The organism is Streptomyces sp. KLMMK, from assembly GCF_036961605.1.
GTDB classification, from domain to species: domain Bacteria; phylum Actinomycetota; class Actinomycetes; order Streptomycetales; family Streptomycetaceae; genus Streptomyces; species Streptomyces telluris.
Genome location: NZ_JBAMDC010000182.1, coordinates 1 through 13,103 on the forward strand (window position 1 = coordinate 1; position 13,103 = coordinate 13,103).

Consider the following 13,103-nt stretch of genomic DNA (forward strand, 5'->3'; position numbering starts at 1 on the left):
CCAGGCCCTGGCCGCCGGCATCGCCGCGACCGCGACGCTGGTCGAGGTCGAGGTCGCCGTCATAGGCGGCGGCGTGGCGGGAGCGGGGGACGTCCTCTTCGCCCCGCTGCGCGCGCGCCTGCGCGACTACGCGACGCTGTCGTTCGCGGCGGGCATCGAGGTGCTGCCCGCCGAACTGGGTTCCGACGCGGGCCTCGTGGGGGCCGCCGCGGCGGCCGCGCAGCACCTCGGGCTGTGGACCGCCCGGGAGTCCGGCCCGGCATAGCACTCCCGCGCACGAGGAGCCGTGCCCGGCGTAGAACGCGCCGGACAGTGGCGGTAGGCGCCGCTGCCGTGATGGACGCAGCCGGAAGCCCGGGCGGGGGCCTGCCCCTTCCGGCGGGCGGGGACCCCCGGCACCGTGCCCCTCACACGCGTTTCCGTGGCAAGGTGTTCCGGGCACTTCACAGGGGTCTACGGAGAAGGGGGAACCGTGATCGTCTGGCTGAACGGCGCGTTCAGTGCGGGGAAGACCAGCACGGCCAGGGAACTGACCGAGCTGATCCCGGACAGCACCCTCTACGACCCCGAGGTGATCGGCGGGGCGCTGCAGTACCTGCTGCCGCCCAAGAGAATGGGCGAGGTCGGCGACTTCCAGGACCTGCCGGTCTGGCGGCGGCTGGTCGTCGACGCCGCGGCCGCCCTGCTCGCCGAGGTCGGCGGGGTGCTCGTCGTCCCCATGACCCTGCTGCGCCAGGAGTACCGGGACGAGATCTTCGGCGGGCTCGCCGCCCGCCGCATCCCGGTGCGACACGTGCTGCTGGCTGTCGACGAAACGATCCTGCGCGCCCGGATAGCAGGACGCGAGGAGTTCGCGGACGACCCCGACCGCAGCGAGTCCGTCCGGCAGTGGGCGCTGGACCACATCGCTCCCTACCGCGAGGCGCTCCCCTGGCTCCGTACCGACGCCTACGCCGTCGAGACCGGCCGCCTGACGCCGCGTGAGGCGGCCGAGCGGGTCGCGGACGCCGTGCGCAGCGGTGCCGCGGGGGCGTGCGCCATCGTGCAGACCCCCGAGCCGACGGCCGAGACGCTCGCCGCCGGGGTGCTCCTCTTCGACGAGGAGGACCGCTTCCTGCTGGTCGACCCCACGTACAAGCCGGGCTGGGAGTTCCCCGGCGGCGTGGTCGAGCCCGGCGAGGCGCCCGCCCGCGCCGGGATGCGCGAGGTCGCCGAGGAGATCGGCATCCGGCTCGCCGAGGTGCCCCGCCTGCTGGTCGTCGACTGGGAGCCGCCCAAGCCGCCCGGCTACGGCGGCCTGCGGTTCCTCTTCGACGGCGGGCGGCTGGCCGGGGCCGATGCCCGCCGGCTCCTGCTACCCGGCTCCGAACTGCGCGGCTGGCGGTTCGTCACCGAGAGCGAGGCGGCCTCCCTGCTGCCGCCCGTGCGGCTGAGCAGGCTGCGCTGGGCGCTGCGCGCCCGCGAACAGGGCCGCCCGCTCAACCTCGAGGCGGGCGTTCCCGTCGGGTGAGCCCGCGGGCTCGGGGGCCGGGCCGCGGAGCCCGGCCCCGGCCGTGGGACGTCAGCGCTTGCTCTCCGCGTAGTTGCCCAGGAACAGGGCCTCGGCCAGGGAGAGCCGCTCCAGCTCCTCCGGCGAGACGCTCTCGTTGACCGCGTGGATCTGCGCCTCGGGCTCGCTCAGCCCGATCAGCAGGATCTCCGCCTCCGGGTACAGCGCGGTGAGGGTGTTGCACAGCGGGATCGAGCCGCCCATGCCGGAGATCTGCATCTCCTGGCCCGGGTAGGCGATGCGCATGGCGTCGGCCATCGCCGTGTAGGCCGGGCTGCCGGTGTCCGCGCGGAACGCCTGCCCCTGGCCGATCTGCTCCACCGCGACGCGCGCGCCCCACGGGGCCGCCGCCTTCAGGTGCTCGTCCAGCAGCTTCGTCGCCGCGGCCGCGTCCGTGCCCGGGGGCACGCGCAGGCTGATCAGCGCCCGGGCGCCCGCGTGGACCGAGGGGGTGGCGCCGATGACGGGCGGGCAGTCGATGCCGAGGACGGTGACGGCGGGGCGGGCCCACAGCCGGTCGGCGACGGTGCCCGAGCCGATCAGCTCGACGCCGTCGAGGACCCTGGCGTCCTTGCGGAAGTCCTCCTCCGGGTACTGCATGCCCTCCCAGCTCGCCGCCGCCTCGGCCTCCAGGCCGGTCACGGTCGTCGAACCGTCCTCGGCGCGCAGCGAGTCGAGCATGCGGATCAGCGCCGCCAGGGCGTCGGGCGCCGCGCCGCCGAACTGGCCCGAGTGCAGGTTGCCGCCCAGGGTGTCCACCTGGACGCGGACGAGCGTCATGCCGCGCAGCGTCGCGGTGGCCGTGGGCAGGCCCACGCGGAAGTTGCCGGCGTCGCCGATGACGATGCTGTCGGCGGCCAGCAGCTCCGGGTGCGCCGTGGCGTAGCGCTCCAGGCCGCCGGTGCCCTGCTCCTCCGAGCCCTCGACGATCATCTTCACACTGACCGGCACGCCGCCGTGCTCCTTGAGCGCGCGCAGGGCGGTGAGGTGCAGGACCACCCCGCCCTTGCAGTCGGCCGCGCCGCGCCCGTACCAGCGACCGTCGCGCTCGGTCAGCTCGAACGGGGGCGAGAGCCAGGCGGCCTCGTCCAGCGGCGGCTGCACGTCGTAGTGCGCGTAGAGCAGCACGGTGGGGGCGCCCGCCGGGCCGGGGAGGAAGCCGTAGACCGACTGGGTGCCGTCGGGGGTGTCGAGCAGGGCGACGTCCTCGAACCCCTCGGCCCGCAGGGCGTCGGCCACCCAGCCCGCGGCCGCCTCGCACTCGCTCCTGGGGAACTGCGCCTCGTCCGCCACGGACCGGAAGGCCACCAGCTCGGCCAGTTCGGTCCTGGCGCGGGGCTGCAGCGAGGCGACGGTCGCCGCCAGTTCGGCCGGGACCGGCCGGTGGTGGCGGTTCGAGGACGCTTCCATGGAACGCTCCTTGTGGACGCGGCGTTGTATCCGTACGTATGGGCGATTGTGCCGTTCGATCCTCCCACGCCCGCCTCCCGCTGCGCCCACGGCCTTCCCGTGGCGGCGCCGCGAGGGGCTGGCCGTAGGATGCGGGCGGTAGCCGTAGCCGGTGATCGAGCGGGAGTAGAACCACAGGTGAGCAGCGACAACGCAGCCGAGGGCGCGGAGCGGGACGCGGGCGGGGGCCCGGAGCAGGTGTGGGACGTCGTGGTGGTGGGCGCGGGGCCCGGCGGGGCCTCGGCAGCGCACGCCGCCGCCTCCACGGGCCGCCGGGTGCTGCTCCTGGAGAAGGCCGACCTGCCGCGCTACAAGACGTGCGGCGGCGGCATCATCGGCCCCTCGCGGGACGCCCTGCCGCCCGGCTTCGAACTGCCCCTGCGCGACCGCGTCCACGCCGTCACCTTCTCCCTCAACGGGAAGCTGACGCGCACGCGCCGCTCCAAGCGGATGCTGTTCGGCCTCATCAACCGGGCCGAGTTCGACGCCGCCCTGGTCGAGGCGGCCAAGGACGCCGGCGCCGAGGTGCGCACGGGCGTGACCGTCTCGCGCGTGGAGCAGCACGGCCCGGCCGTGCCCGACCGGCGCACGGTCGCCGTGGTCCTCTCGAGCGGCGAGACCGTCCTCGCCCGCGCGGTCGTCGGGGCCGACGGCAGCGCCGGGCGCATAGGGGCACACGTGGGAGTGAAGCTCGCCCAGGTCGACCTCGGCCTGGAGGCGGAGATCCCCGTGCCCCCGACGGTCGCCGAGGACTGGGCCGGGCGCGTGCTCATCGACTGGGGCCCGATCCCCGGCAGTTACGGCTGGGTCTTCCCCAAGGGCGACACCCTCACCGTCGGTGTGATCTCGGCCCGCGGCGACGGCTCCGCCACCAAGCGGTACCTGGAGGACTTCATCGCCCGCCTCGGCCTCGCGGGCTTCGAGCCGAGCATCTCCTCCGGCCACCTCACCCGCTGCCGCTCGGACGACTCCCCGCTCTCCCGCGGCCGCGTCATCGTCTGCGGCGACGCCGCGGGCCTGCTGGAGCCGTGGACCCGCGAGGGCATCTCCTTCGCCCTGCGCTCGGGCCGGCTGGCGGGGGAGTGGGCGGTCCGCATCGGCGAGGCGCAGGACGCGGTCGACGCCCGCCGTCAGGCCCTCAACTACGCCTTCGCCATCAAGGCGGGGCTGGGCGTGGAGATGGGCGTCGGCCGCCGCATGCTCGCCTTCTACGAGCGCCGCCCCGGCCTGATGCATGCCGCGCTCACCGGCTTCCGCCCGGCGTGGCACGCCTTCACCAGGATCACCCGGGGCACGACCACGCTCGCGGAGATCGTGCGCACGCACCCGCTGGCCCGCCGCGTGCTGTCGGCGGCGGACCGCCCGTAGTTCCCGGACCGGGCGCGGGCGGTGCCCGGGCGGCCCGTATCCGCCGCGGTGGCGATCAGCCCCCGGCGAGCTGCCCGGCGCTGCCGGACCGCCCCGAGGGGCTCGTCCCGCACTGCCGGACTCCGCCGCGGGGGATGAGCGCCGCTGCGGCGGGAGGAAGAAGTGCGTTCCCCGGGCTCCGGGCGGTGCCGGACCCGTCCCGGGAGCCCGGCCGGCCGGCGAGCGTTGCTCCTTCCGGGCCCCGCCGCGGGGCCCCGGCGGGCCGGGCCCCCTACTCCCGGTGGAGTAGACGCGCCCACTGCACACGGCTGACGCGGCGGGCGCCGCCGCCGACTAGCTTTGCCCGTATGGGGAGCGAGAGACGGGCGCCGTGGGCGCGGGAGCGCGGTGCCGAGCCGCGGTGGGAGCGGTGGCTCGCCCGCCCGGCAGGCCGCCTGCCGTGGGCCTCCACGCTCGCCGTCGCCGCCCTCCAGCAGGTCGGCAGCCACTACGCCGCGCTCAACCAGCCCGACCGGGCGCCGCTGGACTCCTTCGCCCGGGTACTGCTCGCAGCCGGCCCGGCCTTTCTGCTCCTGCGCCACCGCCACCCCACCCTCGCCGTCTTCGGCACCTGCTTCGTCACCGCGCTCTACCTCGGCGGCGGCTACCCCTACGGCCCCGTGTTCGCCTGCGTCGCCGTCAGCTGCTTCACGGCGGTCGTCGCTGGGCGCCGCCGCGCCGTCTGGTGCGCGGTCGGCCTGCTGTGGGCCGGGCACCTCCTCCTCTCCCACTGGCTGTACCGGTGGCTGCCGCCCGGCGGTGACGGGCCGGCCCCCTGGGGCGAGGAGTGGGCGCCCGCGGCCTGGGCCGTCGCCGTCGTCGCCGGGGCCGAGTTCGTGCGCGTGCGGCGCGAGCAGTGGGCCCAGGCCCGGGCCGAGCGCGCCGCGGCGGAGCGCCGCCGTGCCGACGAGGAGCGGCTGCGCATCGCGCGCGAGCTGCACGACGTCCTCGCGCACAGCATCTCCGTCATCAACGTCCAGGCCGGGGTGGGGCTCGCCCTCATCGACAGCCATCCGGAGCAGGCCCGGGCCGCGCTCACCACCATCAAGGCCGCCAGCAAGGAGGCGCTGGGCGAGGTCCGCCAGGTGCTCGACACCCTGCGCACCCCCGGCGACGCGCCCCGCTCCCCGGCCCCCGGGCTCGACCGGCTGCAGGAACTGGTCCGGCAGGCGGCCGGGGCCGGGCTGGACGTGCAGGTCGCGGCCGAGGGCCCGCGGAGGGGCCTGCCGCCGGGCGCCGACCTCGCGGCCTTCCGCATCGTCCAGGAAGCCCTCACCAACATCGTCCGGCACTCCGGCTCCCGCACGGCCGAGGTCCGGCTGCACTACGGGCCCGACGCGCTCGAAGTGACCGTCGACGACGAAGGACCCGCCCTGGCCGGCACGGTCACCGGCGGGGGGAACGGCCTGGTCGGCATGCGCGAGCGGGCCGCGGCCCTGGGCGGCACCGCCGAGGCCGGGCCCCGTCCGGGCGGCGGCTTCCGCGTACGGGCCCGGCTGCCGCTGACTTCCTCCCGCAAGGAGACGTCGTGAAGGAGAACCTGTGGGCGACGGAGGTGCCGTGCACGAGGGAGACGCCGTGACCGAGATCCGGGTGGTGCTCGCGGACGACCAGCTGCTCGTCCGCGCGGGCTTCCGCGCCCTGCTGGACGCCCAGCCCGACATCGCCGTCGCCGGTGAGGCCGCCGACGGCGAGCAGGCCCTCGCCCTGGTGCGCGAACTGCGGCCGGACATCGTCCTCATGGACATCCGCATGCCGGTCCTCGACGGCCTCGCCGCCACCCGGCGGATCACCGGGGACCCGGCCCTGGCGGACGTGAAGGTCATCATGCTCACCACCTTCGAACTGGACGAGTACGTCTTCGAGGCCATCCGCTCCGGCGCCTCGGGCTTCCTGGTCAAGGACACCGAGCCGGAGGAACTGCTGCGTGCGGTGCGGGCCGTGGTGCACGGGGACGCGCTGCTCTCGCCGGGCGTGACCCGCCGCCTCATCGCCGAGTTCGCCGCGCGGTCCAAGGAGCCCGCCGAGGTGGCGGGCCTTGCGGAGCTGACGGACCGCGAGCGCGAGGTGATGACGCTGGTCGGCATCGGCCTGTCCAACGAGGAGATCGCGCGGAGGCTCGTCGTCAGCCCTCTGACCGCCAAGACCCACGTCAGCCGCGCCATGGTCAAGCTGGGTGCCCGCGACCGCGCCCAGCTCGTCGTCCTCGCCTACGAGAGCGGGCTCGTCCGTCCCGGCTGGCTGGGCTGACCTCGCCCCTGCACCTGTTTCTGCACTCGCTTCCGCACCCGCTCCTCCAGTGCGGGGCCCTGTCAGAAGAGGGCCTCCGGGCCGGTGGCCTCGGGCGGGCGTATGTGCACCTCCGCCGTCGTCTCCGCCTCCGGCGCCGCCGCCGTGAGCGCCCACCCGGCCAGCTGCCGTGCGTCCACCAGCAGTTGCCGGCCGTCCGCCGCGTCCAGATACAGGTCCGGCCCCGCCACTCCGGCGACGCTGCCCGATATCGTGCACCTGGGCGCGAGCACGACCGTCCCGCAGCTGGGCCGCAGCCGGTCGAGGTGGAAGACCGCGTCGTGGTGCACGGGGGCGAAGGGCAGCACGGTCAGCGATTCCGGCAGCGTGCCGAGCCCGCACGCCTGCGCGTGCAGGGAGGCCAGTTCGGCCGTCCGCGACTCCTGGGCGGGCGCGGGGCACCGGGCGGCCCGCTTGGCGGCGTAGGGGATGCGGTCGGGAACCGAGAGCGCCGCGCCGAGCACCGCCTCCGCACGGCGGGCCGCCATCAGCGGCCCGCGCCCCAGCAGCGCGTAGGACAGCGCGCCCTGTTCGAGCAGGCGCCTTCCTTCGCGCTCGGCCGCGGTGATGCCGGCCTTGACCGCTCCGGGCACCGACCACGCCAGGTACACGTCGTACGGGCGGGGGTCGTCGAGGGCGGTGTCGGCGGCGACCGAGTGCGAGCGGTCCAGCCGTGCGCACTCCGCGCACTGCGCCGAGACCGCCGGGGCCGCCACCTCCGCGCCCACCGGGCACGGCGTGCGCCGGCCTGCCCTGCGGACCCCCACGCAGCGCCTTGCGGCGCCCGTCGTGAAGGCGATCGGACGGCCTGCGGGCAACGGGGTGCCGCGCTCGCCGTGCACGGGGTGCAGCCAGGCCAGCGAGGGGCCGTCGGGCCCCCAGCGCAGCCCGCCGCACCGCCAGTCCCCCTGCTCGGCGCTCATGGCCCACCCCTTCCGTCCACGCCTTCGGATTGTGTCAGCTCCCACTGACAACGCCGCCCGCCCGCGGGCGGGCCCGCCTCAGCGGGCTCCGGCGACCGTGCGGCGGGTGGCGTAGGCGACGGCCGCCGCCACGGCTGCGAGGGCCGCGACGGTGGTCAGCGCCACGGGCAGCGACGACGCGTCGGCGAGGAGGCCGATGACCGGCGGCCCGAGCAGCATGCCGCCGTAGCCGAAGGTGGAGGCCGCGGCCACGCCGGCCGGGCCGCCCAGCTCCCCGGCCCGTCCGACTGCGACGGGGAAGGCGTTGGCCAGCCCCAGGCCCGTGATCGCGAAGCCGGCGAGCGCGGCCCAGACCGTGGGTGCCAGCGAGCCGAGCAGCATGCCGGCGGCGGCCGCGGTCCCGCCCGCGACGAGGGTCGCCGTCTGGCCGAGGCGTTCGAGCAGCACGGTGCCGCTCAGCCGGCCGAGGGTCATGGCGAGCGCGAAGGCGGAGTAGCCGGCGGCCGCGACACCGGCGCGGGCCCCGAGGTCCTGCTGCAGGTGCAGCGCACCCCAGTCCGCGAGCGCACCTTCGCCGTAGGCCGTGCACAGGGCGATCACGCCGAAGAGGGCGACCGTCCGCCGCCCGCGGCCGGAGGGGCTGCGGTCCGCCGCCGCGGCGGCCCCGGCCCGCTCGGTCCGCGGCGCCGGGTGCGCCAGGAGGATGCGCCCCGCGACCGCGGTGACGGCGAGTCCGATGAGGCCGAGGATCAGCAGGTGGCGGGTGGGGGAGAGGTGTCCGGCAACGAGGCCGCCCAGGCCCGCGCCCAGCATCCCGCCGAGGCTGAACGCGGCGTGGAAGCCCGGCATCACGGGCCTGCGGAGCGCGGCGACGAGGTCGACGGCCGCGCTGTTCATGGCGACGTTGATGCCGCCGTAGGCGGCACCGAAGACGAGGAGGACGAGGCCGAGGGCGAGCGCCGAATGGGTCAGGGGAGGCAGCGCGATTCCCGCGGACATCAGCACGGCGGCGGCGACGGTCACCGGGTGGCTGCCGAACCGGCGGCAGAGCCGTCCGGTCAGCACCATGGTGGCCACCGCGCCCGCCGACACGCCGAGGAGGGCCATGCCGAGGGCGCCCGCGGACGCCCCGGTCTGCTCCTTGATGGCGGGGATGCGGACCACCCAGCCGGCGAAGAGGAAGCCGTCGAGGGCGAAGAAGAGGGTGATGGCGATGCGGAGGCGGCGGAGGGCGGGCGCGGCCGGAGCCGGGCGCTGTTCGCCCAGAAGGGCCGTCCGTATTTTGTTTAGCGTCGGCACAAAGTCAGAATAGGGGTGTGACCCAGACTCGGACAACACGTTTGGAGCGGGGCCGCGGCGCCCTCGGCCCGGCCTTGGAGCTCGTACACACCGGCCGCGCTCCCACGCGCGCGGTGCTCACCGCCGAACTCGGGGTGACGCGCGCGACCGCCGGTGCCGTCGCCGCCGAGCTGGAGGCCCTCGGACTGATCACCGTCGACGCCCGCCCCGCGGCGGCCGGCTCCCAGGGCCGCCCCTCGCACCGGCTCTCCGTGGCGCCCGGCGGACCGGTGGTGCTCGCCGCCCAGATCCACGCCGACGGTTTCCGCGCCGCTCTCGTGGGCCTCGGCGGCCGGATGGTCGCCACCGCCCCCGGCTGCATGACCGTCCCCGCCGACCCGTCGCACATCATCGACGCCGTGGTCGAGGCCGGAGCCGGACTGCTGCGCGAGACCGGCCGCCGCTGCCTGGGCGCGGGCCTCGCCGTCCCCTCGGCCGTCGCCGAGCCGGAAGGCACCGCCCTCAATCCGCTCCACCTCTCCTGGCCCGCCGGCGCGCCCGTCCGCGAGCTGTTCACCCGGTCCCTGGCCAAGGCCGGGATCCCCGGCCCGGGGGGCGTCACCGCCACCGGCTCCACCGGCAACGACGTCAACCTCGCCGCGCTCGCCGAACACCGGCACGGCGCCGGCCGCGGCTCCCGGCACCTGCTGTGCGTGGCCACGGGCCACCGCGGCGTCGGCGGGGCGCTCGTCCTCGACGGCCGCCTGCACAGCGGCAGTTCCGGCCTCGCCCTGGAGGTCGGTCACCTCACCGTCAACCCCGCCGGTCTGCCCTGCCACTGCGGCAGCCGCGGCTGCCTGGACGTCGAGACGGACCCGCTCGCCTTCCTCACCGCGGCCGGCCGCACCCCCGGCCCCGAGGTCTCCCTCCTGCAGCAGGCCCGCGACCTGCTCCGCACGGAGTACTCCGACCCGGCCGTACGCACCGCCGCCGAGCTGATCGTCGACCGGCTCGGCCTCGGCCTCGCGGGCCTGGTCAACATCCTCAACCCCGACCGCATCATCCTCGGCGGCCTCCACCGCGCCCTGCTGGACGCCGACCCCGAGCGGCTGCGCGCCGTCGTCGCCGACCGCAGCCTGTGGGGCCGCAGCGGCAGCGTGCCGATCCTGCCCTGCACCCTCGACTACAACAGCCTCATCGGCGCGGCCGAAGCCGCCTGGCAGCCCGTCCTCGACGACCCGCTGGCGGCCCTGGGCTGACGGACGCCGTCAGCGGTCACGCGTGCACGCGCACGCGTGACCGCTCACGGATGGCGGAGGGGCAGCAGGCAGGCAGCCACGCAGGACACCGCGGAGTACGCGCACCACCCCTGCGTACTCCCCGCGCGGCAGCCGAACGGCAGCCGCCCGTAGGACGATCCGCAGGCCCCCCGGCAGCGAGGCTCGGTGGTGGGCGACGACCCGTCGCCGGCAACCGCCACCACCGAGGAGCCGATCCCTCATGAACACCCTCGCCCACACCCTGGCCGACGGCGGCCCGGGCCCCTGGATCCTCTTCTTCCCCCTCGTCTGGGCCGCCGTCGTCATCGGCGTCGTCACCGTCCTGCGCCGCACCGTATGGCGCGGCGGACGCGCCCCCTGGCACCAGCGGCAGACGCGCGCCGAGCACTCGCCGCTGACCGTCCTCGGCCGCCGCTTCGCCGCCGGGGAGATCGACGAGGACGAGTACTGGCGGCGCGTGTCCGTCCTGGAGGAGCACTTCGGCACGCCCGGCAAGCGCGGTGCGGCATGAGCACCCCGCGCCCCGCGCCCGGTGCGCAGGCCCCCGCCGCGCGCGTGGTCGACGCCGTCAAGGTCTACGGCGGCACCGCGCGCGGCGCCGGCACCGCCGTCACCGCCCTCGACGGAGTGAGCGTCGACTTCCCGGCCGGCCGCTTCACCGCCATCATGGGGCCCTCCGGCTCCGGGAAATCGACCCTCATGCACTGCGCCGCGGGGCTCGACACCCTCACCTCCGGCTCGGCGTTCATCGGTGACACCGAGCTCGGGGGCCTGGACGACCGCCGTCTGACGCTGCTGCGCCGCGAGCGGATCGGCTTCGTCTTCCAGGCATTCAACCTCGTGCCGACCCTCACCGTCGCCGAGAACATCTCGCTGCCGCAGGACCTCGCGGGCAGGCGCGGCGACCGCGGCGACGAGGAGTGGACCGACGCCCTCGTCGACGTCGTCGGCCTCCGCGACCGGCTGCACCACCGGCCGGGCGAACTCTCCGGCGGCCAGCAGCAGCGCGTCGCCGTCGCCCGCGCCCTCGCCGGCCGCCCCGACGTCGTCTTCGCCGACGAGCCCACCGGCAACCTCGACTCCCGCTCCGGCGAGGAGGTGCTGAACCTGCTCGGCCGCGCCGTGCGCACCATGGGCCGCACGGTCGTCATGGTCACCCACGACCCGGTCGCCGCCGCGCACGCCGACGACGTCGTCTTCCTCGCCGACGGCAGGCTCGTCGGCCACTTGAGCGACCCCACGGCGGACAGCGTCTTCGACCGGCTCAAGAGCCTCGACCGGCGGGGCGCCCCCGGGCGTGCGGAGGTGCCGTCATGAGCACCGGCACCGCACCCCCGCGCCTGAGAGGCCTCGCCGCCGCCCTGCGCCTCAGCGCCGCCTCCCTGCGCACGCACAAGAGGCGCTTCGCGGGCACGTTCCTCGCCGCCCTGCTCGGCGTGGGCTTCCTCAGCGGGACCCTCGTCATGGGCGACACCCTGCGCGGCTCCTTCGGCACGCTCTTCGCCGACGCCGCGGCGGGCACGGACGCGGTCGTCCGCAGCGCCGACGTCGTCACCGCGCCCGACGCGGGCCAGGGCACCCGGCGCACCGTGCCCACCGGCCTCGCCTCGTCCCTGGAGAAGGTCCCCGGCGTCGCCGCCGCCGTGCCCGAGATCCAGGGCGCCGGGCAGCTCGTCGGGCGCGACGGCAAACCCGTGGGCGGCCAGGGCCCGCCCACCCTGGCGGGCAACTGGATCGACGACCCGCACCTCAACCCCTACCGGCTCGCCGCCGGACGCGCGCCCGCCGCCCCCGGGGAGGCCGTCGTCAACCGCGGCGCCGCCGAGGACGGGGGCCTGCACATCGGCGACCGCACCGTCCTGCGCACCCCGGACCCCCTCACCGTCACCGTCGTGGGCATCGCGACGGCGGGCGGCGAGGACGGCCTCGGCCGGACCACGTACACCGGCCTGACCCGCGCCGACGCGGAGAAGTACCTGACCCCGCAGCCGGGCCGGGCCACCGCGATCCGCGTCCGCGCGGCCGAAGGCGTCGACGGGCCGCAGCTCGTCGAGCGCCTGAAGCCCGTACTCCCCGCGGGAGCCGAGGCCGTCACCGGACAGGAGTGGGCCGACGAGAACAGGGATGCCATCTCCGGCGGGTTCCTGTCGCTGTTCACGACCCTGCTGCTCGTGTTCGCCGGAATCGCCCTGCTGGTGGCCACGTTCAGCATCCACAACACCTTCGCCGTCGTCGTCGCCCAGCGCACGCGCGACAACGCCCTCCTGCGGGCGATCGGCGCCTCGCGCGGGCAGCTCCTCGCCGCCACCCTGGCCGAGGCCGCCGCCGTGGGAGCGGCCGCCTCGGCGGCCGGGCTCCTGTGCGGCATCGGCATCGCCGCCGGGCTCCAGGCGCTCTTCCCCGCCGTCGGATTCCCGTTCCCGCAGGGCGGCCTGGTGATCAGCGTGCTCTCCCTGCTGCTGCCACCCGCCACCGGCCTGCTGGTCTGCCTCGGCTCGGCACTGCTGCCCGCCGTACGGGCCGGGCGCACGGCACCCCTGGCCGCGCTCCGGGAGGCCGCCGTCGACGACTCCGCGGCCTCCCGCGGCCGCGCGCTCGCCGGGGCGGGGCTGCTCCTCGCCGGAGCCGCCCTGACCGCGACCGGCGCTGCGGGAGAACCCTCCGTCCTGCTCACCGGGACCGGCGCCCTGCTGGTCCTCACGGCGTTCGTGGCCCTCGGCCCCGTCATCTCCTCCGTCGCGGTCCGCGCGCTGGGCGCTCCGCTCGTCCGGCTGCGCGGGCTCACCGGGTCGCTCGCGCGCCGCAACGCCCTGCGCAGCCCCCGGCGCACCGCGGCCACGGCCATGGCCCTCGTGCTGGGCGTCGCCGTCGTCACCCTCTTCACCGTCTTCGCCGCGTCGTTGAAGGCGACGACGGACCGGGCGGTCG

12 protein-coding genes are annotated in these 13,103 nt (G+C 76.1%); 9 read left to right on the forward strand and 3 right to left on the reverse strand.

Annotated elements, in window-relative coordinates:
* Window positions 1–265, forward strand: a 265-nt coding sequence (locus tag V7793_RS22990) for an ROK family protein (protein WP_336009420.1), incomplete at its 5' end; no start/stop codon positions are given.
* Between the two features lie 207 nt (window positions 266–472).
* Entirely contained in the window at window positions 473–1,510 is a 1,038-nt protein-coding gene (locus tag V7793_RS22995) for an NUDIX hydrolase (protein ID WP_336009422.1), read from the forward strand.
* Between the two features lie 51 nt (window positions 1,511–1,561).
* On the opposite strand, the gene V7793_RS23000 is transcribed toward V7793_RS22995, so the two are convergent.
* Entirely contained in the window at window positions 1,562–2,959 is a 1,398-nt protein-coding gene (locus tag V7793_RS23000; protein WP_336009424.1) for a dipeptidase, read from the reverse strand.
* 177 nt (window positions 2,960–3,136) lie between these two features.
* Between V7793_RS23000 and V7793_RS23005 the strand changes: the two genes are divergently transcribed.
* From V7793_RS23005 to V7793_RS23015, 3 genes are all read left to right on the forward strand, one after another.
* Complete coding sequence (locus V7793_RS23005; RefSeq protein ID WP_336009425.1) at window positions 3,137–4,366, forward strand: geranylgeranyl reductase family protein; 1,230 nt, start codon at window positions 3,137–3,139, stop codon at window positions 4,364–4,366.
* Window positions 4,367–4,713: 347 nt separating this feature from the next.
* On the forward strand, window positions 4,714–5,937 hold the full coding sequence (locus tag V7793_RS23010) for a sensor histidine kinase (protein WP_336009427.1): 1,224 nt from the start codon (window positions 4,714–4,716) through the stop codon (window positions 5,935–5,937).
* 55 nt (window positions 5,938–5,992) lie between these two features.
* Window positions 5,993–6,655, forward strand: a complete 663-nt coding sequence (locus tag V7793_RS23015) for a response regulator transcription factor (RefSeq protein WP_336009439.1) — start codon at window positions 5,993–5,995, stop codon at window positions 6,653–6,655.
* Between the two features lie 62 nt (window positions 6,656–6,717).
* On the opposite strand, the gene V7793_RS23020 is transcribed toward V7793_RS23015, so the two are convergent.
* Together V7793_RS23020 and V7793_RS23025 are read right to left on the reverse strand one after the other, a co-directional pair.
* Window positions 6,718–7,617 carry a DUF2797 domain-containing protein gene (locus V7793_RS23020; RefSeq protein WP_336009429.1) on the reverse strand — a complete coding sequence of 300 codons (900 nt, stop codon included), beginning with the start codon at window positions 7,615–7,617 and terminating at the stop codon, window positions 6,718–6,720.
* 78 nt (window positions 7,618–7,695) lie between these two features.
* A complete protein-coding gene (locus tag V7793_RS23025; protein WP_336009430.1) occupies window positions 7,696–8,916 on the reverse strand; it encodes an MFS transporter in 1,221 nt (406 codons plus the stop codon).
* 17 nt (window positions 8,917–8,933) lie between these two features.
* Here V7793_RS23025 and V7793_RS23030 point away from each other — a divergent pair, with 17 nt between their 5' ends.
* The 4 genes from V7793_RS23030 to V7793_RS23045 form a co-directional block, all read left to right on the forward strand.
* Window positions 8,934–10,154, forward strand: a complete 1,221-nt coding sequence (locus V7793_RS23030) for an ROK family protein (protein ID WP_336009432.1) — start codon at window positions 8,934–8,936, stop codon at window positions 10,152–10,154.
* 241 nt (window positions 10,155–10,395) lie between these two features.
* Window positions 10,396–10,686 (forward strand): SHOCT domain-containing protein, encoded by a 291-nt coding sequence (locus V7793_RS23035; RefSeq protein WP_336009434.1) that lies wholly within the window; start codon window positions 10,396–10,398, stop codon window positions 10,684–10,686.
* On the forward strand, window positions 10,683–11,492 hold the full coding sequence (locus tag V7793_RS23040) for an ABC transporter ATP-binding protein (RefSeq protein ID WP_336009435.1): 810 nt from the start codon (window positions 10,683–10,685) through the stop codon (window positions 11,490–11,492). Before V7793_RS23035 ends, V7793_RS23040 begins: the two co-directional genes overlap by 4 nt.
* Window positions 11,489–13,103: ABC transporter permease (locus V7793_RS23045; protein ID WP_336009437.1), on the forward strand; the 1,615-nt coding region annotated here is incomplete at its 3' end. The genes V7793_RS23040 and V7793_RS23045, both read left to right, overlap by 4 nt.

What these genes read in the sequence shown, in the direction of transcription:
- V7793_RS23000 (WP_336009424.1), bottom strand. Translation starts at nt 2,959, where the DNA reads ATGGAAGCGTCCTCGAACCGCCACCACCGGCCGGTCCCGGCCGAACTG.
- V7793_RS23010 (WP_336009427.1), top strand. Translation starts at nt 4,714, where the DNA reads ATGGGGAGCGAGAGACGGGCGCCGTGGGCGCGGGAGCGCGGTGCCGAG.
- V7793_RS23020 (WP_336009429.1), bottom strand. Translation starts at nt 7,617, where the DNA reads ATGAGCGCCGAGCAGGGGGACTGGCGGTGCGGCGGGCTGCGCTGGGGG.
- V7793_RS23035 (WP_336009434.1), top strand. Translation starts at nt 10,396, where the DNA reads ATGAACACCCTCGCCCACACCCTGGCCGACGGCGGCCCGGGCCCCTGG.
- V7793_RS23040 (WP_336009435.1), top strand. Translation starts at nt 10,683, where the DNA reads ATGAGCACCCCGCGCCCCGCGCCCGGTGCGCAGGCCCCCGCCGCGCGC.